The organism is Novosphingobium arvoryzae, from assembly GCF_014652615.1.
Lineage (GTDB): Bacteria > Pseudomonadota > Alphaproteobacteria > Sphingomonadales > Sphingomonadaceae > Novosphingobium > Novosphingobium arvoryzae.
On record NZ_BMZD01000005.1, the window covers coordinates 56,630 to 78,639 of the forward strand.

Annotated in this window: 20 protein-coding genes; 10 read left to right on the forward strand and 10 right to left on the reverse strand. The window is 65.6% G+C overall.

Annotation, left to right across the window (positions count from 1 at the left end; translation table 11 throughout):
- Position 1: 1 nt before the first annotated feature.
- The 3 genes from IE113_RS11230 to IE113_RS11240 all read right to left on the reverse strand — a co-directional run bounded on the left by IE113_RS11230 (position 2) and on the right by IE113_RS11240 (position 3,574).
- Positions 2-1,462, reverse strand: a complete 1,461-nt coding sequence (locus tag IE113_RS11230) for an MFS transporter (protein WP_229822307.1) — start codon at positions 1,460-1,462, stop codon at positions 2-4.
- Between the two features lie 81 nt (positions 1,463-1,543).
- Complete coding sequence (locus tag IE113_RS11235) at positions 1,544-2,227, reverse strand: TetR/AcrR family transcriptional regulator (RefSeq protein ID WP_189541513.1); 684 nt, start codon at positions 2,225-2,227, stop codon at positions 1,544-1,546.
- 120 nt (positions 2,228-2,347) lie between these two features.
- Positions 2,348-3,574, reverse strand: coding sequence for an MFS transporter (locus IE113_RS11240; RefSeq protein WP_189541515.1), 1,227 nt, complete (start codon positions 3,572-3,574; stop codon positions 2,348-2,350).
- 111 nt (positions 3,575-3,685) lie between these two features.
- On the opposite strand from IE113_RS11240, the gene IE113_RS11245 reads away from it, so the two are divergent.
- The 3 genes from IE113_RS11245 (at position 3,686) to IE113_RS11255 (ending at position 7,105) form a co-directional block, all read left to right on the forward strand.
- Entirely contained in the window at positions 3,686-4,801 is a 1,116-nt protein-coding gene (locus tag IE113_RS11245; protein WP_189541517.1) for a Gfo/Idh/MocA family protein, read from the forward strand.
- Between the two features lie 14 nt (positions 4,802-4,815).
- Positions 4,816-5,871, forward strand: coding sequence for a sugar phosphate isomerase/epimerase family protein (locus IE113_RS11250; RefSeq protein WP_189541520.1), 1,056 nt, complete (start codon positions 4,816-4,818; stop codon positions 5,869-5,871).
- 235 nt (positions 5,872-6,106) lie between these two features.
- Positions 6,107-7,105: a Rieske 2Fe-2S domain-containing protein gene (locus tag IE113_RS11255; RefSeq protein WP_189541522.1), complete on the forward strand. Its 999-nt coding sequence runs from the start codon at positions 6,107-6,109 to the stop codon at positions 7,103-7,105.
- Positions 7,106-7,114: 9 nt separating this feature from the next.
- Here IE113_RS11255 and IE113_RS11260 read toward each other — a convergent pair whose 3' ends face one another.
- The 3 genes from IE113_RS11260 to IE113_RS11270 are packed head-to-tail and all read right to left on the reverse strand — an operon-like array spanning position 7,115 to position 10,201.
- A complete protein-coding gene (locus IE113_RS11260) occupies positions 7,115-8,767 on the reverse strand; it encodes a family 43 glycosylhydrolase (RefSeq protein ID WP_229822310.1) in 1,653 nt (550 codons plus the stop codon).
- 25 nt (positions 8,768-8,792) lie between these two features.
- The gene (locus tag IE113_RS11265; protein ID WP_189541524.1) at positions 8,793-9,170 is read right to left on the reverse strand and encodes a C-glycoside deglycosidase beta subunit domain-containing protein; all 378 of its coding nucleotides are present in this window, start codon (positions 9,168-9,170) and stop codon (positions 8,793-8,795) included.
- 14 nt (positions 9,171-9,184) lie between these two features.
- Positions 9,185-10,201 carry a sugar phosphate isomerase/epimerase family protein gene (locus IE113_RS11270; RefSeq protein WP_189541526.1) on the reverse strand — a complete coding sequence of 339 codons (1,017 nt, stop codon included), beginning with the start codon at positions 10,199-10,201 and terminating at the stop codon, positions 9,185-9,187.
- Between the two features lie 240 nt (positions 10,202-10,441).
- On the opposite strand from IE113_RS11270, the gene IE113_RS11275 reads away from it, so the two are divergent.
- From IE113_RS11275 to IE113_RS11290, 4 genes are read left to right on the forward strand one after another with little or no spacing between them, the layout of a single operon-like run.
- Positions 10,442-10,828: a DoxX family protein gene (locus IE113_RS11275; protein WP_189541528.1), complete on the forward strand. Its 387-nt coding sequence runs from the start codon at positions 10,442-10,444 to the stop codon at positions 10,826-10,828.
- Positions 10,828-11,673: a nuclear transport factor 2 family protein gene (locus IE113_RS11280; protein ID WP_229822313.1), complete on the forward strand. Its 846-nt coding sequence runs from the start codon at positions 10,828-10,830 to the stop codon at positions 11,671-11,673. Before IE113_RS11275 ends, IE113_RS11280 begins: the two co-directional genes overlap by 1 nt.
- 11 nt (positions 11,674-11,684) lie before the next feature.
- The gene (locus tag IE113_RS11285; protein ID WP_229822317.1) at positions 11,685-13,268 is read left to right on the forward strand and encodes a carboxylesterase/lipase family protein; all 1,584 of its coding nucleotides are present in this window, start codon (positions 11,685-11,687) and stop codon (positions 13,266-13,268) included.
- A gap of 12 nt (positions 13,269-13,280) precedes the next feature.
- A complete protein-coding gene (locus IE113_RS11290) occupies positions 13,281-14,054 on the forward strand; it encodes a TIM barrel protein (protein ID WP_189541532.1) in 774 nt (257 codons plus the stop codon).
- Positions 14,055-14,099: 45 nt separating this feature from the next.
- Here the strand turns inward: IE113_RS11290 and IE113_RS11295 are convergent, their stop codons facing one another.
- Positions 14,100-15,053, reverse strand: a complete 954-nt coding sequence (locus IE113_RS11295) for a ThuA domain-containing protein (protein ID WP_189541534.1) — start codon at positions 15,051-15,053, stop codon at positions 14,100-14,102.
- Positions 15,050-16,438 (reverse strand): MFS transporter, encoded by a 1,389-nt coding sequence (locus IE113_RS11300; RefSeq protein WP_189541536.1) that lies wholly within the window; start codon positions 16,436-16,438, stop codon positions 15,050-15,052. The genes IE113_RS11295 and IE113_RS11300 overlap by 4 nt, the downstream gene beginning before the upstream one ends.
- A 310-nt stretch (positions 16,439-16,748) precedes the next feature.
- Between IE113_RS11300 and IE113_RS11305 the strand changes: the two genes are divergently transcribed.
- The 3 genes from IE113_RS11305 to IE113_RS11315 all read left to right on the forward strand — a co-directional run bounded on the left by IE113_RS11305 (position 16,749) and on the right by IE113_RS11315 (position 20,689).
- On the forward strand, positions 16,749-17,651 hold the full coding sequence (locus IE113_RS11305; RefSeq protein WP_189541538.1) for a VOC family protein: 903 nt from the start codon (positions 16,749-16,751) through the stop codon (positions 17,649-17,651).
- Between the two features lies 1 nt (position 17,652).
- Entirely contained in the window at positions 17,653-18,099 is a 447-nt protein-coding gene (locus tag IE113_RS11310; protein ID WP_229822319.1) for a nuclear transport factor 2 family protein, read from the forward strand.
- Positions 18,100-18,316: 217 nt separating this feature from the next.
- Positions 18,317-20,689 (forward strand): TonB-dependent receptor, encoded by a 2,373-nt coding sequence (locus tag IE113_RS11315; protein ID WP_189541540.1) that lies wholly within the window; start codon positions 18,317-18,319, stop codon positions 20,687-20,689.
- Between the two features lie 121 nt (positions 20,690-20,810).
- Here IE113_RS11315 and IE113_RS11320 read toward each other — a convergent pair whose 3' ends face one another.
- Positions 20,811-21,353: a hypothetical protein gene (locus IE113_RS11320; protein WP_189541542.1), complete on the reverse strand. Its 543-nt coding sequence runs from the start codon at positions 21,351-21,353 to the stop codon at positions 20,811-20,813.
- Positions 21,350-21,961: a thioredoxin family protein gene (locus IE113_RS11325; RefSeq protein WP_189541544.1), complete on the reverse strand. Its 612-nt coding sequence runs from the start codon at positions 21,959-21,961 to the stop codon at positions 21,350-21,352. Before IE113_RS11325 ends, IE113_RS11320 begins: the two co-directional genes overlap by 4 nt.
- Positions 21,962-22,010 lie beyond the last annotated feature (49 nt).

The window sequence follows — 22,010 nt, forward strand, 5'->3', positions numbered from 1 at the left end:
GTCATTCTCCTTCGCGCGCGGCGCGCACCTTTGCCAGTTTGTCGGAGTCGATCCGGAATGTGCCGACCAGCCTGGCCATCGCGCCGCCCGCCAGCACGATCAGTGCCAGCACGAACCAGGCCAGCGCCTCAACCTTTTCGGGCGGCATTTGCTCCACCGGCAGGCCGACCGGAAAGTCGATCAGGCCCAGGAACGAACCCGCCAGCAGCGCCACCGCGCCGCTGCCCAGTTGCAGCCCGATGAACATGAAGCTGGCGACCATCCCCTGCGCCGGACGACCGGTGTCCGCTTCGTGCTCGTCGCCGATTTCATAGGTCACGACGTTGAACGGCACCACGTAGAGCCCGTAGGCCAGCCCGCCCGCGAAGCGCAGCGCAAAGATCAGCGCGCCAACCGCGGCCGTGCCCGCCGCCGGTGCCAGCCCCGCCAGCGGCAGGACGATGGCGAGTGCCTGTGCCAGAAAGAATCCGCCCAGCCCCAGCATCATCGCGGCGCGGGTGGTGAACAGGCGCAGGAACAGCGGGGCCAGCAGCATCGCCAGGATCGATCCGAACGTTGCCCCCATCAGCAGACGCGGGGTCCAGGTCTGGTCAAGCTGCCAGAAGTAGGTCGCCAGATGCAGGGACAGCTGGTTGATGACCGAATTGGTGAACAGCACCAGAAACGCGACACACAGCAGGCGGCCGATATTGGGCGTGATCCGCACGGCGCGGACCATGGCGCGCAGGATCGCCAGCGGGCCCGTGGCCGCTTCCGGCGCTGCAGCCGGGGCGCTGGTCCGTTCGATCAGGCGGGCGCGCCGCAGCGTGCCGAGCGCGCCGACCAGCATCAGCACCCCGCCCAGCAGCGCCACGAACAGCCCGAACGGGGCATAGGGCGCGGGGTTGAGCTGCGGCTTGGGGAAGGCGGCGGAGTGGACGAAGAACAGCCCGAACGCGGCCGCCGGGACGGTCAGGATGATGATCTGGTTGCCGATATTGCGCAGCACCGCCACCAGCCGCCGTTCCGCCGTATCCAGCGTCAGGTCGCCGCCCAGCGCATAGGCGGGCACGGTCCACAGCGAGATGCCGCAGCGCGCCAGCAGCCCCCAGCCGAGCAGCCAGGCGAGGATCTGCCCCTGCGCCATTCCGGCGGGCGGGGCGAACACGGCGGCGATACCAACGGTAAAGGGCAGGATCGCGGCGAACATCAGCGTGTGTCGCCGCCCCAGCCGGGTGCCGCTCAGCCGGTCGGACAGCGCGCCGATCCACGGATCGACCACCGTGTCGAACACGATGATCACCGCGATCGCCACGCCCAGCAGCCAGCCGTTGAGGCCCACGACCTGCGCATAGAAGAACAGCACGAAGGCGTCCCACGCGAAGGACTTCAGCAATTCCGGCATGGCGCAGACCATCCAGGCCAGCCGCACCGGCCAGTTCAGCCGCCCGCCTTGCGAATTGACGCTCTGGTCCAATGCCACGGCCGCCACTCCCGATTGGCGCGGGTCGGTGCCCACCGCCTTAAATTGAAATCGGGATTCTTATATTGTTCGGCGGTGCTGTCAATCGGCCCGCAGGTAGGCCAGGCCCATCCGGCCCATTTCCCGCTTCAGCAGGCTCCAGTCATAGTCGTGCACAGCCTCGCCCGATGAACCCAGGCTCAATTGGCGGGCCAGCGTGGCAAAGATGATGTGAAAGGCCGATTGCGCCTTGACCCGGTGATCGTCGGCATCGTCGCCGCCGAATTCTGCCGCATGGGCCAGCATGGCTTCGGTGGACTGGCGTTCGGCGCGCAGCGCATGTTCCTTGCCCGGCGCGGACACCAGCGGGTCGAACGTGGCGCGCTCCATCGTCAGGCGCAGCAGCGGAGCATGCCGGCGCAGCACTTCGGCATAACCTTCGACATAGGCCGGCACGAACGAGGCGAGGTTCGGGCAGTCTGCCGCCAGTCGTTCCAGCAGGGCGGTTTCATCGGCCGAGAGGGCGTCCAACGCCTCGGCAATCACGCCGCGGACCAGGTTGTCCTTGCTTTCAAAGCGCAAGTAGATCGACCCGATCGAAACCTGCCCGCGCTCGCTCACTTCCTGCAAGGTGAACTCTTCGCTGCCGCGCTCCAGCATCAGTTCGCGCGCGGCGGCCAGCATGCGTTCGAGCGAGGCCTTGGACCGGCCCTGCTGGGGTCTGCGGCTGACGTTCGCAACGGCGAGTGCGGGGCTTTCGTCCTTGGTTTTTGCGCGAGTCGGCATTCAGCAGCACCTGTCCTGGCGGTTTCCGGGCGGAATTCCGGATGACTGACAGCGCATGTGCGCCACCTTTCCGTAAAGGTAAACCAGGTTCTGGAATGAAACCAATCGTTCCATTACTTTTTACGCGGTTTCCGCAAGAACGGGCTTGGACCCGCGCGCCAGATGCAGGACCAGCGCCACGACTGCCGCAGCCAGGCCCACCGCACCCGCGATGGTGAAAGCGCCTTGCATCGAGCCGGTCTGCGTATCGATCAGGTGAACCAGCCGGGGCGATTGCGACTGCCCCAGGAAGAACGCAGCCGTCCATAGCCCCATGCCCATGCCCCGGTGGGCGAAATCGAACTTGGTCTGCGTCCAGGCGATCAGCGTCGGCACGGCCATGCCTGCGGCAGTTTGCTGCACGATCAGTGCGGCGGCCATTGCGGTGGCGCTGGTCGCCAGTCCCATGCCGCCCAGCCCCAGCCCCAGCAGGCCCAGAAAGGTTCCCAGTTGCAGCGCGTGGCTGCGGTTGGCCAGCAGGCGGAAAATCCCCGCCCCGGCCAGGATGAACAGTTGCGGGACAAAGATCAGCGCCGCATAGCGCTGCGGCTCGGTCACGCCGACTTCCTTGAATACCAGCGCGCCATTGATGATGAACACGTAATAGAGCAGCGATGCGAAGAACGTGACCGTGACGATCAGGACCGCCGAAGCCCACGGGAACGGGGACTTGGCAGCAGCTGTCGGCGCGCTCGGCGTGGCATCCGTCGCCGGTTCCTGCCGCTTGGGCTCGAACAGCCAGACGAACATCGCCGCCCAGATCGGGAACGCCACCAGATAGACGAAGAACACCCCGTTCCACTGGACCTGCGTGGCATAGCCCACGATCAGCGCGACGAACCCGGCCAGGAACGGGCCGACCAGCCCTTGCAGGAACAGCCAGTTCTTGCGGCCCTTGTCGTCCCAGTAGTCGCCGATCAGGGTGTTGACCACGGTCAGGATGCCCGCTTCCGACACGCCCAGCAGCAGCCGCGACCAGTAGATGTGGTCCAGATCGTTGAGGAACAGCGGCGCCGCGCCGAAGAAGCCATACAGGCCCGTGCAGATCAGCAGCAGCGGCCGCCGCCCGAACCGGTCCGTCAGCAGGCCCGCGAACGGGGCGAGCAGCGCCATCGCCAGCCCCGGCGCGCCGATCATGGCGGGCACCTTGGCGCGGGCTTCGGGATCATCGGCAAAATGCTGGATCATGGATGGCACCGCCGGCCCCATCGCAACGATGGCGATGATCGGCAGGAACGCGGCGATCACAAGCGTCATGCCCTGCGGGCGCAAGGTCAGATCGCGGAAGAATTGGGTAACGCGGTTCATGCTCTCTCCCTGCCGCTCGATGCTCCTGCGAATTGGTGCAACGCGGCTTGACGCGGGCGGGGATAACAAACTAGAACGATAATTACAAATACTACATGTCGGGAGTTTGCGATGCGGCGTTTGCGGATGGGGATGATCGGGGGCGGGCCGGGTTCGTTCATCGGACCGATCCACCGGATCGCTGCCGAACTGGACCGCGAAATCGAACTGGTCGCAGGGGTTTTCTCCAGCGATGCGGCGCGCAGCGCGCAGGCGGGGGAGAGCTACCGGATAGACCCGACGCGGGCCTATCCCGATCTCGATGCGATGTTCGCGGCGGAACGGGCGCGGGCCGACGGGATCGATTTCGTCGCTATCGTCACCCCCAACCATCACCACCTGCCCGCCGCGCGCGCCGCGCTGGCTGCCGGTCTGCCGGTAATCAGTGACAAGCCCGCCACCGCGACGCTGGCACAGGCGCGCGAACTGGCCGGGCATGTTGCCGCCGCCGGTCTCCCCTATGCGCTGACGCACACCTATTCCGGCTATCCGCTGGTGCGCGAGGCACGTGCCCGGATTGCGGCGGGCGCGTTGGGGGCGATCCGCAAGGTCGTGGTCGAATATCCGCAAGGCTGGCTGGCGGGCGAGGCATCGGGCAAGCAGGCCGAATGGCGCGTCGATCCGGCCAAGTCCGGCCCCGGCGGCTGCATTGGTGATATCGGCACCCACGCGTTCCAGCTGGCCGAGTTCATTTCTGGCCTGAAAGTGACCGAGATCCTGGCCGATCTGGGCGCGGTCGTGCCGGGGCGTCCGGTCGATGACGATTGCACCGTGCTGCTGCGCTTCGAAAACGGAGCGCGCGGGGTGCTGCTCGCCAGCCAGATCGAGGTCGGCGAAATGAACGGCCTGCGCATCCGTCTTTATGGCGAGAAGGGCGGCCTCGTGTGGAAGCAGGAAGTGCCCAACACGCTGACCCTCCACACGCTCGACGGACGGACCGAGGTGATCCACGCGGGCGGTGCGCAGCTGGGGCCGGATGCCGCCAGCCGCACCCGCACGCCCACCGGCCACCCGGAAGGCTATCTGGAAGCCTTCGCCAACATCTACCGCGATTTCGCCGCCGTGCTGCGCGGTGAAACCGCACCGCTGCTGCCGGGGATCGAGGATGCCCTGCGCGGCATGACTTTCGTCGACACCGCCGTCACCGCCAGCAAGGCGCGCGCCGGGTGGACGGCGCTGACCGTTTGAGAGGACCTGAAGCCATGAAGACCATCAAGGGACCCGGCATTTTCCTCGCCCAGTTCGCGAGCGATGCCGCACCGTTCAACAGCCTGCCGGCAATTGCCGACTGGGTGGCCGGACTGGGTTACAAGGGCATCCAGATCCCCAGCTGGGACGAGCGCCTGTTCGACCTGACGCTGGCGGCGGAAAGCCAGACCTATTGCGACGACGTGAAGGGGATGCTGGCCGACAAGGGGCTGGAAATCACCGAGCTGTCGACCCATTTGCAGGGCCAGCTGGTGGCGGTCCACCCGGCGTTCGACGCGCAGTTTGACGGGTTCGCCCCCGCTAAAGTGCACGGCAATCCCAAGGCCCGGCAGGAATGGGCGGTGCAGCAGGTCAAGAACGCCGCCTTGGCCAGCCGCCGCCTCGGCCTGACTGCCCATGCAACGTTCTCGGGCGCGCTGGCGTGGCCCTATTTCTATCCCTGGCCCGCCCGGCCCGCCGGGCTGGTGGAGGATGCGTTCGACGAACTCGCGCGGCGCTGGAAGCCGATCCTCGACGTGTTCGAGGACAACGGGGTGGACGCCGCCTATGAAATCCATCCGGGCGAGGACCTGCACGACGGCGTGACGTTCGAGATGTTCCTGGAGCGCGTCGGCAATCACCCGCGCGCCAACATCCTCTACGATCCCAGCCACTTCGTGCTGCAACAGCTCGATTACCTGGCCTACATCGACATCTATCACGAGCGGATCAAATGCTTCCATGTGAAGGATGCGGAGTTCCGCCCGAACGGCCGCAGCGGCGTCTATGGCGGCTACCAGTCGTGGGTCGACCGGCCGGGCCGGTTCCGTTCGCTGGGTGACGGGCAAGTCGATTTCCCGGCGATCTTCTCGAAAATGGCGGCCAACGACTTTGCCGGCTGGGCTGTGCTGGAATGGGAATGCGCGCTGAAGCACCCGGAACAGGGCGCCGCAGAGGGCGCGCCATTCATCGACCGGCACATCATCCGCGTCACCGAACACGCCTTTGATGACTTCGCGGCAGGCGGGGCCGACCGGGCGCTAAACCGGCGGCTGATGGGGATCGACTGAACGCCTCGCGGCTTGACAGGAATTATCATTCCAATATGGTCGGCCGCGTTCGCTGCGGCGAACGACAGCCTGGTGGCCGGGACGTTCCCGGCCTGGGGCGGCATTCCTGCTGGGGTGCCGACTGCAGGCCCCACAGCGTTTTCGCGAGCGGAGTGCTCGCGGGTGGGTGCGGGGATTGCGTCGAACCACCAGCCATTCCCGCGCCTGTCGTAGACAGACAACCGAGGGAATGCCGATGTCCGAATATATCCGAAATGCCTGGTACATGGCCGCGTGGGTAGGCGAAGTTCCCGCCGATGGCTTTCTGGCGCGCACGTTGCTGGACCGCAAATGGCTGCTCTGGCGCGAAGCCGATGGCGGCTGGGCGATGGTCGCGGACCGCTGCCCGCACCGGTTCGTGCCGCTCAGCCGGGGGACGTTCGCGGGCGGACGGATCGCCTGCGGCTATCACGGGCTGACGTTCGATGGCTCGGGCGCGTGCGTCCACAACCCGTTCGGCGGCGCGCTGCCGGATAGCGCCCGGCTGGCGACCATGCCGGTGGTGGAGCGCCACGGCGGCCTGTGGTTCTGGCCGGGCGACCCGGCACGCGCGGATGCGGACCTGATCCCCGACTTCACCTTCATCGATGCGGGCGCCCCGGTGGACCGGTCGCACTACGTCATGGGCGTGAACTACGAGCTGATCGCCGACAACCTGCTCGACCTCAGCCATGCGGAATTCCTGCACGTCGAAAGTTTTGGCACCAATGGTTCGCTGTTCAGCCACGGCGCTCACACGGTGGAGCAGGACGAAACCGGCGCGATCTGGAACAAGTGGGATATGACTGCCGCCCCGCCGCCGGGCTGGGCCGCGCCGCTGCTGGGGGATGGCGGAACGGTCGATCAGGCGTTGCACATCCGCTGGCACGCTCCGGCCAGCCTGGCGCTTTTCATCGCGATGCACCCCACCGGCGAAGCGCAGCCGCTGGTCCCGCCGATGGCCAACCCCCATATCCTGACCCCCGAAACGCAGGGGTCGACGCATTACTTCTTCACCCACGATCCGGGACCAGAGGCCGAGGCGATGGCCCGCCGGGTGTTCCTGGACGAAGACGAACCGATGATCAGCGCCCAGGCCGAGGCGATGGCGGGCGAGGATTTCTGGGACCTCAAGCCACTGGTCCTGCCCAGCGACAAGGCCGCGATCCTGGCCCGGCGCAAGCTGATGCAGTTGCGGCGGGCCGAGGCGGAATGACGCGACGCGCTACAGCGCGTGATAGGTGAAATTGCGATACCGCACTGCGCCGGCCCCTGCCGCAAACAGGGCCGGCTGCAGGCCCTCGCCCTCACCGGCCAGCGCCGTGTTGATGTTGTAGCCCGATGTTTCCAGCCGCAGCCCGTGGCGGGTCCAGCGTTCGCCATCGAGGCTGTAGAACATCGTGACGATATGCTCGCGGTTCTCCATCCGCAGGAAGATCCGGCGCGTGGCAGGCGCAGGCTCGCGCCAGTGGTGAACCTTGCCGGCGGCATAGGTCAGCATGCGTTCGCCATTTACGGCCATGCCCACGAACAGGCGGCTGGTCAGGAACAGCAACAGTCCGCCGCTGGCAGCGCCCTCCAGCTCCAGCTCGACCGTGATGGCATAGGATCGGTCTCCTGCCAGATTGGTCAGCGGTGAACTGTCGTGCGGACCACTGCCCTTGCCTGCCAGTCGCAGACCGTCGGGGCCAAACGTGGCGCGTCTGGCCTCGTCCTTTCCGGGTGCATGAAACGTCCAGCGGGTGCCCAGTGCAGGGGTGGCGAACGTGTCGGAGCGCGGCAGGCCGTGCGGCTGCGATTGGCCGCCGCGCGGTTTGGGCAAGGCGCGCGAAAGATCGCCCCCGCGTGCCCGGAACCAGCCGTCCCGGGTCCATTCGACTGGCTCAAGCAGGGTCTGGCGGCCCAGCGAACGGAAACCATTCTCGAACCCGTGATAGACCATCCACCAGTCACCCCCTGGACCTTCGACCAGCGTGGCATGGCCGCGTGACCACCACGCCTCGGTGGCGTTGCGGGTGCGCACGATCGGGTTGTGGGGGCAGTTTTCCCAGGGACCGTGGATCGAGCGGGATCGGGCGGCGATCACCATGTGGCCGGTTGGCGGCCCCGCCGTGCCGCCCACCGCGCTGACCATGTAGAACCAGTCGCCCCGGCGCAGCATCTTGGGCCCTTCCAGCGCATAGGCCTCGGTTACCCAGTCGTCGGGGTATTTCCACCCGTCATAGACTTTCTCGACCGGTCCAGCCGTGGCCAGCCCATCGGGGGTCAGTCTTACGCGGTAACCGGCTGACAGGAACAGGTAGCGCTCGCCGTCCTCGCCCACGACATGGCCGGGATCGATCCGGCCGCGAATGCCCAGATCGACCGGTTCGCTCCACGGACCGGCCATGGAATCGGCATGGATCACATAGATCGCCGCACCGCCGCTGACCTCGGTCGACCAGGCAGTGGGGATAAACGGAATGTAGATGTAATAGCGGCCAGCGTGGCGGATCATGTCGACCGCGAAGACCGAGCCAAGCGGATTGGGTAGTGCGTTGGTGAATGGCTGCCAGTTCACCAGATCGCGCGAATGCCAGATCAACAGTCCGGGGGTGGACTCGAAACTCGAAAAGGTCAGGTAATAATCGTCGCCGTCCTTCAGGATCGACGGATCGGCATTGGCCCCGGCCATGATCGGGTTGCGAAAGGTGCCATCGCCCCGGTCGGCGCAGCGCTGCCCTTCAAAGGTCTGGCCCCAGCCATCCCGCGCCGCCTTGCGCGGCGGGCCCGCATCGCTGTTTGCACCAGATGCTGCCGCCGCCGCGCTGGGGAGCGCGGCGGTAGCCATGGTGGTGGAAGCAAGGACCAGCAGTTCGCGCCGGGAAACGTCGATCATTGTCGGTTCCTTGCAGATCGATCGGTCAGGCGGCCAGCGCCAGGTCCTTTACGCACTTGGTGGTCGGCACGAAGGGCAGGTAGCTGACCCGGTTGCGCACGGCCATTTCAAGCTTGTGCGGTCCGGCAGCCAGACCGCCCGGCTTGAGCGCGGTGATCAGGGCCTTTTCCCCGAAGTTCCAGCGATCGTCATAGACCGTTTCCATCTCGTCGAGGGTGTAGGTCTTGCCGCGCACCGTGAAGCGCACGTTCTCGCGCGGGATTACCTCACCGTCGATGGTGATCTGGATGTCCTCGATCATCGAGAGGCCCAGGCCGCGGTAATAGGGCAGTCGGCCCAGGAAGGCGAACCCGCCGTCGACGTTTTCGAGGCTGTCCTCGACGATCATCAGTTTGTCCATCATGGCACGGATATCCTTTATGCAGCGGCCTTGAGGGCGGGGGTTTCGGGTTCGCCCAGCAGGCGGGCCAGCATCACCTGCTGGCGGCGGACCTGTTCGACCGAATCCGGTTCCTCGGCGTCCTCGATCCAGCGGTTGCCCTCGTATTCGGAGCAGATGTAGCCATCGTAGCCACCCTGGCTCAGCACCGCGACGATCTTGTCATAGGGGATGCTGGGTTCGACGTAGTCCGCGGTCATTTCATAGAACTTGCCGTGGATGTTGTGGATCATCGGCATGTAATCCAGCATCCGCTTCGGTTCGAACGCGGCGTTGTGGCGCAGCGTTTCGGCCATGGCGATCGCCGGGCCGACACCACCCATGTTCTGCACCTCGAGGATCACGTATTCCGACAGCACCCGGTCTTCGTAAGCCTTGACGATGTAGTCGGCGATATGGACCGGAACGCCCATGCGCTCGAACTTGGCGCGCCAGACCGGCGGAAACTTGTCGAGGAACATGCCCATGTCAGGCAGGAAGCCAAGCGCGGGCGAACCGCTCTTCTGGAACATTTCGGCCATGCGGATGATCCACGGATGGTCGAAGTGCAGCGGGGCGTGGACTTCGGTCAGCAGCTTGATGCCCTTTTCCTCGGCATAGGGCGCAGCGGCGATCAGCACTTCGGGCGCGATCGACACGAGGCTGCGGATGAACGGCATCCCCAGCGCGGCACCGAAATCGATGTCCTTGCGGACGCTGGCGACCTGCTCCTCGAACGGCATCGGCCGGCCTTTGTAGCGCTTGTAGTCCAGCATGTAGTCATGGCTGACCGGCACGCAGTCATACTGCTTGATCAGTTTGTGCCAGTTGTCGATGTCGGCCTGGTTCACGCCCACTTCGGGCCAGCCCCAGAACGTCTGCTCACCGATCACTTCGATCCCGCGCGCGCCCAGTTCGGCGCACGTGCGGATGCAGTCCTCCAGGGTCATTTTGCCCTGGAACGTCTCGTTCTGGAAGGAATAGAGGCTTACGCCCCGCTTGATTTGACTTGTCACTTCGCACCTCTCCACCTGGTGGCACACGTTGCACGGAGGCGGGCAGCGCTGATGGCCGGATCAGGCCGGTTGGCAGCATCTCCCCTGGGGCCGAAGCCCTAATTAGAACGTATATTCTTATAAAGTTCGGCGTCGGTCAAGCCTGAAAATATCCCGGATTTCCGAGCTTTTCCGATGATTGACAGAATTAGAATTATCATATTTATTTAGGCGCGAAACCAGAACGAAGGGAAGATTCGGATGGCCGGGGCGGTCCTGCGCAAGGGGGCGGCGGCGATGCTGGCGCTGCTGCTGGCGGCGTTTTTCGGCTTTGTCGGCTGGAACAAGGCGTTCGCGCCGCTGGCGGAACTGGCCCGGCACGGTGCCTGGACGGTCCACCTGCCCGAATGGCTGGGGCGGCTGGTTGGGTGGAGCGAGCTGGCGCTCGCTGCCGCGCTACTGGCGGTGCCGGTGCGTCCGTCTATCGCCCGGATCGCGGCGCTGGCGCTGGTGGCAAACCAGATCGCCGCCGGGCTGGTTCATCTGGCGCGGGGAGAAACGGCAGCGCTGCCGCAGAACGCGGTGCTGATCGTGATCTTGCTGGCCCTGTGGGGCGCGGCGCGAACACAACAAGGGGAGACTGCCTGATGCAAAATTTCCGAATGCTTGCCGCCACCGCGGCCCTGGGCCTTGCCGCACTGCCGGCCGGCCTTGCCGCCGCCCCGGCCGAGGGCGGAACCGATGCCCGCGTCGCATCGCTTGAGGCCCAGCTCAAGGACCTGCAAAATCTTGCGCAGCGTACCCACGACCGCGCTGCGGTAGAGAACCTGTTCTCGCAATACATGTATCTGCACAACGCGTTCCGGGATACCGACATCATTCCGTTGTGGGCCAGCAAGGGCACACCTGACGTACGCGCCCAGTATTCAAATCTTGGGGTCTATACTGGCTGGGACAAGATCATGTCCTATCACCAGAACCGCCCCGCACCGCGCGGCAAGCTGATCTCGCACTACACGACCACTCCGATGATCGAGGTTGCCGGTGACGGGCAGACCGCGAAGGGCCTGTGGATTGTCAACGGCATCGAATCCGGCCTGGTCGATCCTGAGCATGCCAAGAACATGCCCGCCTGGATGTTCGAGAAGGACATGGTCGGCGGGAAGAAGGTCTGGATGCACAACGTCTACCTGAAATACGGGGTGGATTTCATCAAGCAGGACGGCCAGTGGAAAATCTGGCATTTCCATTGCTTTGAAGTGGCCCGCGCACCCTACGGCATGGGCTGGATCCCGTTCGCTGCGGCAGCGCAGGACGATGCGTTCAACTTCGACCTGATGTACGTTGGCGAGAACGGCAAGCCCGTGTTCATGCCGCCGGTCGATGGGCCGGCGGTGGTGCGCAGCAACACCTATCGTACCGACACTGCCCAATCGCTGGATGCGCGTCCGCCCGAACCTTACCGCACCTTCAGCGAAACCTTCGCGTACTGATGGAGGCCGCGGTGCGTTTTGCCCTGGTTTTCGCTGGCGTGCTTGCCAGCGCGCAACCTGTGCTGGCCGGTCCCGTGGTCCGTCTGGATGGCGGGGCGGTGCAGGGCAAGGTGTCCGGCGCGGTGGAGGCGTTTCTGGGGGTGCCCTACGCGGCGCCCCCGGTCGGTCCGCTGCGCTGGCGCGCGCCGCAGCCGGCCGCAAGCTGGACGGGCACACGCGATGCGACCCGGTTCGCCCCGGCCTGCTATCAGGGCATCGCGCAGCCGTGGGGGCCCTATTCGCAGGAATTCATCGCCCAGCCGCCGCTCAGCGAGGACTGCCTCACCCTCAACGTCTGGAAGCCGGCCGGGGTGAAGCGGCGCTTGCCGGTGCTGGTCTATATCCACGGCGGCGCGTTTTCGGGCGGGGCAGGGCACGTACCGGTTTACGACGGGGCGGCGCTGGCGGCGCGCGGGGCGGTGGTGATCACGATCAACTACCGCGTCGGGGTGCTGGGCTTCATGGCCCATCCGGGGCTGAGCGCCGAAGCGCCGGGCAAGACGTCCGGCAATTACGGGCTGCTGGATCAGGTCGCGGCGCTGGAATGGGTGCGGGCCAATGCGGCGCGGTTCGGGGGCGATCCGGGTAATGTCACCGTGGCCGGGGAATCCGCCGGGGCGGCCTCGGTCAATTACCTGCAGGTCATGCCCGCCGCGAAGGGGCTGTTCCACCGCGCGATTTCCTTCAGCGGGGCCAGCATGGCGATCGATATGCCGCCGCTGGCGCGTAGCGAAGCCGCCGGACAGGCGCTGGCCGAGCGGCTGGGCGCCGCTTCGGTAGAGGCACTGCGACAGGTGCCAGCCGACCAGCTGATCGCCGCGACTGCGGTCGTGCCGGTGCCGGGTGGTGCGCCGCCCCGGCTGGTCCATGTCCCCAATCTTGATGGCGTGGTTCTGCCCGCCGACCCGGATCGCCCAGCCGCGCCGCGCATCACGCGCGTGCCGCTGCTGACCGGGTTCAACGCCGAGGAAATGATCGACTTTTCAGTCCGCACCCCGGCTGCGTTCGAACAGGCGGTGCGCCGCCGCTATGGCGATTTCGCGGACCGGCTGCTGGCGCTTTACCCCCATGCCGATGCTGCGCAGGCCACGCAGGCGAATGCCGATCTGGCGCGCGACCGCTATATGGCCGGGCTGGTGCTATGGGCGCAGGCGCGGCCCAAGGCGGCGCGCGATCCGATCTACCTCTATCGCCATGATCAGCCCTATCCCGCCGTGCGCGGGCAGCAGGGCTGGGGGGCGTTCCATTCCTCTGGCCTGCCTTATGTCTTCGGCACAATCGGCCTTGGCGACCGCGCGTTCGGCGCGGCGGACCGGGCCGTTTCCCGCCACTGGCAGGACGTAATTGTCGCCTTCGCGCGCAGCGGCAATCCCGCGCTGCCGGGGCGGCCCTGGGGCGCGGTGCGCGCCGGGACAACGCAAGTGATGGCCTTTGGCCAGATCCAGGGGGCCAACCCCGCCATGGCACCTGCCATGAGACCCGCTGTCTCCACCCCCGAACGTCTTGCCGCCTGGCGCGCCTATGCTGCCGCCGGGGGCAGGCTGGGGCTGATGTAAAGGACCCTACGCATGCCCTTCGATCTGTCCGTCAACCTTGAATACATGTTCCACGAAGCCGGGGAGCGGCTGGAAGACCGCATGGCCGCCGCTGCCGCTGCGGGCTTTCGCAAGGTGGAAATGTTCACCACCGCCAACCGCGACGTGCCCTCGCTGCGCGCCGCGCTGGACGCCACCGGGTGCGAGCTGGTCTCGGTCGTTACCGATCCGCGCATCCAGCTGGTGATGGAAGCCAACCACGACGCGTTCCGCACGATGTTCGAAGCCGCCGCAAAGGATGCCGCCGCGCTGGGTTGCAGGAACATCGTCGTGCCGTCGGGCTCGGCCGTACCTTACATGAAGCGTCCGGTGCAGCTGGCCATCGTTGCCAAGGCCATTGCCAGCGTGGTCTCCGTGGCCGAGGCGCACGGCCTCACCATCCTGCTGGAGCCGGTCAACACCCGCATGGACCACCCCGGCGTGCTGTTCGGCATGACCGAGGACGCGGTCAACGTGATCGAGGCGGTGAACAGCCCGCGCGTGCGGCTGCTTTACGACATCTACCATTCGATCACGGAGGGCGAGGATCCCTTTGCCGTGCTGCCCAAGGTCGCGCATCTGGTCGGCCACGTGCAGGTCGCGGATGCGCCGGGCCGGGGTGAGCCGGGTTCCGGCACGGCGGATTGGCCCGCGCTGATCGCGCTGCTGGGGAAGGTCGGCTATACCGGCATTGTCGGTGCGGAGTTCACCCCCACCGGGTCCGATACGCCTGCCGCGCTGGCCTATATCCGCCAGCTCTGCGCCTGAGCCGAGGTCTTGCCGGGGCGGCGCATAGCCGCCCCGGTGAGGCTGTCAGGGCTGGGTCGGATAGTCTTTCGCCTCTTCCAGGACCGGCAGCGTCACCGCACCGGTCGCGGCCCATTCGGTGCCGCGCAGGATCAGCGTCTGCATCGGCTGGAAGTGCAGGCTGACCTCGTCATGTCCCAGCGTGATCGAAAACACCCGGCCCTTGCCGTAATCGGCGGTCCAGACTTGCGGGTGGTCGGCGTCGATCCCCTTCATCGCCTTCAGCTTTTCGGGCGTATAGGCGGCGGCGGGATACTTCGGCCCGGTCAGCTTCGGATCATAGGCGGCGGCATTGTCGCGCGCGGTGGCCAGCACGTGGATCTTCGCGTCGGGCGCGAAGCTCATGTTGGTGTACATGTCGTCGTTGTAGGTCCAGATGAATTCGCGCATCCCGCGCGTCACCGGGTGGTCGCGGTCCGTCAGCCGCACCGGGAACGCCCCCGGCGGCGCGCGGCGGCTTGATCCCGGATCCATCGCCGCGCCGATCAGTCGTTTGTATTCGGGAATGTCACGGCCCCAGGTGAACGACGAATGATAGGCTACCAGCCCGCCGCCCTCGCGCACGTACTGGTAGAGCGCCTGAAATGCTGCGTCGGACCAGACCTTCTGTTCCTTGTCGGCATAGTTCCAGCGGCTGGAATAGTTGAGCAGGACCACGTCATAGCCCTTCAGCATGGCCAGCGTGCCGTGGTCGAAATCCTCGGTCACGCGCACGTCGAAACGCTTGCTGTCGTGCATCAGGGTGCGCAGCATGTTGTTCACGCCGGTCCAGTCGTGCTCATAGCTGTTGCGGCCGCTGATGATCAGCACTTTCAACCGCTGCTCCGCCGGGTTGACCGGAATCGCGACGCGCTGGACCGTCTCGGGCGGGCGATAGTCGACTGTTACGATCACTTGCGCCGTGGCGGCCGCGGCGCTGGCCAGCGCGGTGGCGGTCAGCAGGGTTTTGAAGCGGTTCATTCGGCGTCCTCCCCTTTGGCGGCGGGATTGGCGGCACGGGCCGCGATGTCGGTCCTGATGCGCTCGGCCAGTCCGTCCATCGGCCAGAACAGGATGATGCCGATCTGGACCAGCAGCAGCGCGATGACACCGCCGTAATAGGTCCAGCGGATCGCCTCGCGCGCGGTGTCGGTGACGGCGTCCGGGGCATAGCTGGCGGCGGCAAGGACAAAGGCAATGCCGGCCGTTCCCAGCGCCATGCCGACCTTGGTGGCCAGGCTGACCCCGGCGGACAGCAGCCCTTCCTTGCGGCTGGCAAAGCGCCATTCGTGATAGTCCACCGTTTGCGCGATCATCGTGAAGGCGGCGGTGATGGTGATCGAATTGGCCAGGCACGCGGCGATGTAGATTGCCAGGAACAGCGGAGGCCGGTCCTCGAACCACGGCAGCAGCGCAAACAGCGCGGCGGCCAGCCCCAGCGCGATGGTGCAGCCCAGCCGGATGCCGGTGCGCGCCAGGATGGACGGTGCGACGAATGCGGAGAGCAGCAGCATCCCCGCGACCGCCGGCAGCATGACCGAGATCATCCACGGTTGCTGCAGCACATCGAGCGCGAAATAGACCGTGATCGCCATCATCCCGCCGAAGCGGATGAAGTAAACCAGGCAGGAAGCGAACGCGACCCACCACGCGCGGTTGCGCAGCATCCGCGACACTTCGGGCAGCAGCGCGAAATGGGCGGGCGCGCTGTCGACGATCCGCTCCCGGCAATTGCGGAACAGGGCTAGGATCGCGATCAGGCCGATCAGGGCGAACAGTGTTGCCGCGGCCTGATAGCCACCCGGCGCGTTTTCTCCCCCGAAATGGGACAGGATCGGCTGGACCGCGGCCGTGCCCAGCACGACCGAGACCGATGTGCCGATCGATCGCATTCCGCCCAGCTTGAGCCGTTCGGAAGTGTCGCTGGTCATCATTGGCATCAGCGCGGTGTAGGGGATCGCCCCCAGCGACATCATGATGCCCAGCGCCTTGAACGTCAGGAAGGCATAGATCAGCTGCGCGGTCTGCCCCCAGCTGTCCGGCACCGCGAAGACCGCGACCGACAGCACGGCATAGGGCACTGCGGTGAACAGGAAGTAGGGGCGGGTGCGGCCCCAGCGGGTGCGGGTGCGGTCCACCGCGACGCCAACCGCCAGGTCGATCACGGCGTCCATCAGCCGCGCGACCAGAAAGATCGTGCCCACCGCCGCCGCAGGCAGGCGCACGACGTTGATGTAGTAGATCAGCAGGAACCCGCTGGCCATGTTGTAGGGCAGGCTGAAGCCCATGTCGCCCATGCCATAGCTCAGCTTCTCCTTCAGGCTCAGCCGCGTCGGTGCGCCAGCCGAAGCATCAGATTGTGCCATCACATCTCTCCAGATGGCGGCCCCACGACAATCCGTTGCCGGATCCCGTTTGCCTGGCGGTCTGAATCGCCGCTATTTTATTAGAATATTTATTCGCATTGGCCGGAGCGGTGGTCAATGGGAGAATCTGCCTGGGTGCCCGGCGGAGCTATTGAGCGCGTGGATACAAACGTTGCAGCTAAATCGTGAGCGCCGGCCCCGGCATTTGCTATGGACAGTCGGGCGAGGGCCCGACGGTGGACCTGCATCAGGCCGCGGCCGACATGTTAGCTGCCGTTGCGCAGCCGAGTTGAGAATAGAAGGAATGGGGATGAGCCGAGTTACCGAAATCCGTTACGTCGGATATGGGGTTGTCGATCTTGCGGCAGAGCAGCGGTTCTATGAGGAATCGTGGGGGCTGGAACTGGTTCCCTCGGACGATGGCATGGTCTGGCTGAAGGCGCCGGGGCATGACGAACATCACGTCGTGCGGCTGCGGCAGGCCGATGAAAGCCGGATCGATGTGGTCGCGCTGGCGGCGGACAGCCGCGCCGATGTGGACGCGCTGTGCGAACAGGTGCGCGCATCGGGTGCGCGGATCGTGCATGAGCCGCGCGACCTGACCACGCCGGGCGGCGGCTATGGCTTCCGCTGCTTCACCCCGGACGGGATGCAGTTTGAAATCTCCAGCGATGTCGCGCGCGGTTCCGCGCGGCCGATCGGCCATTGGGACGGCCTGCCGGTGAAGATCAGCCACATCGTGTTCCACTCGCCCGACCATCAGGCGATGGTGAAGTGGTTCTGCGATGTGCTGGGCTTCAAGGTTTCCGACTGGCTGGGTGATTTCATGTGCTTCCTGCGCTGCAATTCGGCGCATCACCGTATCGCGCTGCTGCCGGGGCCGCCGTGCCTGAACCATGTCGCCTATGACATGACCGGCGTGGACGGGATGATGCGCGGTGCGCACCGGCTGAAAGTGAAGGGCACCGACATCCAGTGGGGTCCGGGGCGGCACACGGCGGGCAACAACACGTTCAGCTATTTCGTCACGCCCGGCGGTTTCGCGGTCGAATACACGGCCGAGCTGGAGGAAGTGGACTTCGAAACGCACGAGGCCAAGGTCCACGTGCCCGCACCGCTGGTGATGGACCAGTGGGGCATTGGCACCGGCGGTCCGCAGACGATGCCGCATCCCGCCCCCAATCCGGGGCTGTTCGTAGCGGTCGAGGCCTGAGTTGGCGCGCGGCGCGTTGCTGCTGGCGGGGGCGGCCGGGCTTGTCCTGCTGGGCGCCCGCCCGCCACTGACCGAAACGGAGCGCAACCGCGCGGCGATTACCGATTTCGCGCGGTTGTTCTATGCGGAAAAGCAGGTCCGCACGGCGTTCGAACGGCATGTCGCGAGGGATTACATCCAGCACAATCCCGGCATTGCCGATGGCCGCGATGCCGCGATTGCCGCGCTGGAGCCGAAGTTTTCCAGCCCGAGCGCGCGTTTTGCCGTGAAGCGCATCCTGGTCGATGGCGAATACGCGATGATCCACCTGCACGCCCGGCCCGACGAGCAGAGCCGGGGTGGGGCGGTGGCCGATATCTACCGGCTGCGCGGGGGCAAGGTGGTGGAGCACTGGGACGTGCTGCAGCCCATCCCGGCCGAGAGCGCCAACCCGCATCCGATGTTCTGACGCCGCCAGGGAGAACTGCCGCCGCGTGCCGCAATTCCGTCATCGGGGCGGAACGTATCGACGGGGCAGGATCGAACCTATCGGCAATTTCAATGCCAGCCGCTTGACTCGCGCAGCGGCATATATGAATTAACATTCTAGTTTCTAACGTTCTAGTTTGATCGTCGGAAGAGCCTCGCATGAGGGGCGATCATAAAAAAGGGGAGGAGTGCCTGACATGACCAAGTCATCCATTCGTCGCGTCCTGTTGGCCAGTGCCTGCGGTTTCGCGATTGCCACGCCGGCGTTCGCTCAGGACGCGGCCGACGAGACCGAAGATCCCAACGTGATCGTCGTGACCGCGCAAAACCGCTCGCAAAGCGTCAACGACGTTCCCATCGCGATTGACGTGGTGAACGGCGAGGCGCTGCAGAACGCCGGCTTCAAGGACATGAACGATATCGACCAGGTTGCCCCGGTCGTGCAGCTCAACCAGGATCAGGGCACCGTGAAGGTGACCGTGCGCGGCGTCGGCACCGGTTCGAACGATGAAGCCCAGGACACCTCGGTCGTCATCAATATCGACGGCGAATACGTCAACCGCCCGAACGTGCTGGGCACCGCGCTGTTCGATATCGAACGCGTTGAAGTGCTGCGCGGTCCGCAGGGCACGCTTTATGGCCGCAACTCGACCGGCGGCGCGATCAACTTCATTACCCGCAAGCCGGGCCGCGACTTTGGCCTCAACGCCTCGGCCAGCTATGGCAACTACAATGCGCTGCGTCTCGATGGCGGTGTCGACCTGCCGCTGGGCGAAATCGGTGGCCTGCGCGTGGCTGGTTTCTATGAAGACCGCGACGGTTATGTCTCGCACCCCGCGCGCGCCGCGTTCGGCCCCTACCCGGCGTTTGCCGGTGGCCGTTCGGACGACAACCACGCCTACGGTGGCCGCGCCTCGCTGCGGCTGGAGCCGACCGAAGGCCTGACGGTCGACGTTTCGGGTGAAGTGGCCCGCCGCGAATTCACGCCGCAGGCCTTCGCCGCGGTGGACCTGAATGCGGCCGGCAACGGCCCGGGGGCGACTTGCGCGCTCAACGGTTATGTCCGCGTGGCTCCGGCCTATACCCAGACGCTCTGCTCGCCGGCCAACACCAACTTCCTCGCCTCGGTGGACCGCAGCAAGTATTTCGCGCCGGGCTTTGGCCTGGGCAAGGTCGGGCAGGATACCCACGCGATCCGCGGCCGCATCGCCTATGAAATCAGCGATGCGGTGACGCTGACCTATACCGGCGGCTATCGCAGCTTCTCGGGCGACAGCAACAACTACCTGACCCTGCCGATTTCCTATCGCTCGTACTCGTTCATGGACGAAGCCCGCTCGCACAGCCACGAGCTGCGCCTGAACGGCGACCTCAATGGCATCATCTATCAGGTCGGCGCGTTCTACTTCAAGGAAACGCTGGATCGCGAAAGCGGCTTCATGCTGCCGATCGGCGGGCCGAACGGAACGTTCCTGTCGTACTTCGGCCGCGATGTGACCAGCGACAGCCGTTCGCTGTTCGGCCAGGTCGAAGTGCCGCTTGGCGAAACGCTGACTGCCGTCGGCGGGCTGCGCTATACTGACAGCGACCGCAAGGCGATCTATCGCAATGCCTCGCCGTTCGGCGCCACCGGTCCCGACCCGGCGCTGTTTAACGCCGGTCCGGCCCGCAAGGCGTTCTCCAGCTTGCGCTACCTGACCACGCTGAACCTCAACCCGCCCAAGGAAGACAAGATCACCTGGCTGGCTGGGCTGAACTTCAAGCCCAACAGCGACACGCTGGTGTTCGTGAAGGCTTCGACCGGCTTCAAGGCGGGCGGGTTCGACTCGGTCGGTTCCTATCGCCCCGAAACCAACACCGCGTTTGAAGCGGGCTGGAAGCAGAGCTTCGGCGAAAGCAGCCAGCACCAGTTCAACCTGGGCGCGTTCTATTACGACTACAAGGATCTGCAGGTCTCTGTCCTGCTGGACACCGCGATTGGCGGCCAGACCTTCAACGCCGGCAAGGCGAAGATCTGGGGCCTGGAAGCGTCGGCTGACATCAAGCTCAGCGACAACGACACCTTCCGTGCCTCGGTCAACTACCTGAACGCCGAATACAAGCAGCTGCTGGCGCAGTTCAACGTGTACACCGTTCCGGGCACCGGCGCTGACATCAACGGCGTGGGTGATCTCGATCCGACCAGGGCGGGCGTGCAGCAGCCGAACTTCGCGGGCAACCGTCCGGCCTTCTCGCCGTCGATGATCGTCACGGTGGGCTATGACCACGTGTTCGACATGGGCAGCATGGGCACCCTGAAGGCAAGCGTGAACTCCACCTTCAAGAGCTCGTACTTCACCGACTTCTACAACAACCGTGACGGCAAGCAGACGGCCTTCAGCCAGACCGACCTGAGCCTGGAATACAAGCCGGAGAACGAAAAGTTCACCATCACCGGTTTCGTCCGCAACCTGGAGAACAACCGTCCGCTGACTTACGGCAGCTTCGTGTCGGCTGGCCCGGACGATATCTTCAACTGGCAGTTCGGCGCGCCGCTGACCTACGGTGTCCGCGTCGGCATCGACTTCTGATCCATGGGGGGGATGCGAGGGTGCGGCCCATGGCCGTGCCTTCGCACTCGGCCCGATCGGGCAAGACAAAACGGGCGGAGCCGCAAGGCCCCGCCCGTTCTTTCGTATCCGGCAGAAGCGTTCAGTCGGTCGTGCCGAAGGCCGCACCGGCACCATAGAAGCGGACCGTGCCGTCCTGTTCGGGCGCCGATACCATCACGCACAGCTGCACCCCGAACCGCAGTGGCAGTGGCGGGGCCAGGGTGAAGGTGCTGAGCTGGCGGTTGGTCACCGGGCACCAGGGGCGAAACTCCGGCGGCGGTTCGAACGGCACCGCTACGCTGTCGGGACTGGACAGGCGCGGGATCAGCTCGATCCGCTCCATCCCGCCGTGTTGCACCGTTGCCCAGCTGATCCGCGCGCCGTCCAGCACTTCCCACAGCAGTTGCAGCTCGGTCAGGCAGATCGGGGCCGCGTTGCGCTCGGTCAGGGTCGGTAGCGGAAAGTGGAACCACACATCGCGGCCCGCGCGCACGCGAAACGCGCTGAAGAACCCGCGGTAGAACCCCGTCCCCTCAGACCATTCCGCGCCGTCGACCGGAGCCAGAAACGTGCGGCCGCGCTCCTGCGGCACCACGGCGGCGGCGGGCACCCAGGTGCGCTGGACGCAAGTCTGCGGACTCACGCCCACGACGGGTCCTTCCCCGGACGCCACTTGATCGAGCAGCCTGCGCTGGGGTGCTGCGGCTGCGGAGCGGGCAACCCGGCCAGCAGTGCATCGACCGCGCCGCGCAGGTCCTCACCCGTTACCGGCAGGTCGTGGCGCAGCGGCGGCAGCCCCGGCACCGGCGGACGGTTGATCTTCGGGCGGCTGGCGTCGAACTGGCCAGCGTAAGTGAGGCGGCGCTGGCCATCATAGAGGAAGAAGTCCGGCGTGCAGATCGCGTTATAGGCCAGCGCCACGTCCTGGCTGTCATCGTGCAGGTAGGGGAAGGGAAAGGCCTTGTCCCGCGCCAGCGCCTGCATGTGGGCGTAATCGTCTTCCGGATAATCGTCCGGCCAGTTGGATGATATCGCCACCACTTGCAGGCCCTTGGGGGCATAATCGCGGGCGAAATCGATGAAGCCGTCCAGCACGTGCAGCACGAACGGGCAGTGGTTGCAGATGAACGCCACCAGCAGGGCGGGTGCCTCGGCAAATTCGCCGAGCGTGCGGATTGTCCCTTCGGTATCGGGCAGGGCAAAGTCCGGAGCCGGCTGGCCATAATCCAGCTGGCGCGACAATCGCAGCATTGTTCACTCTCCCACTAGAAATAGAATTTGCATTCTGATAAGTCGGATT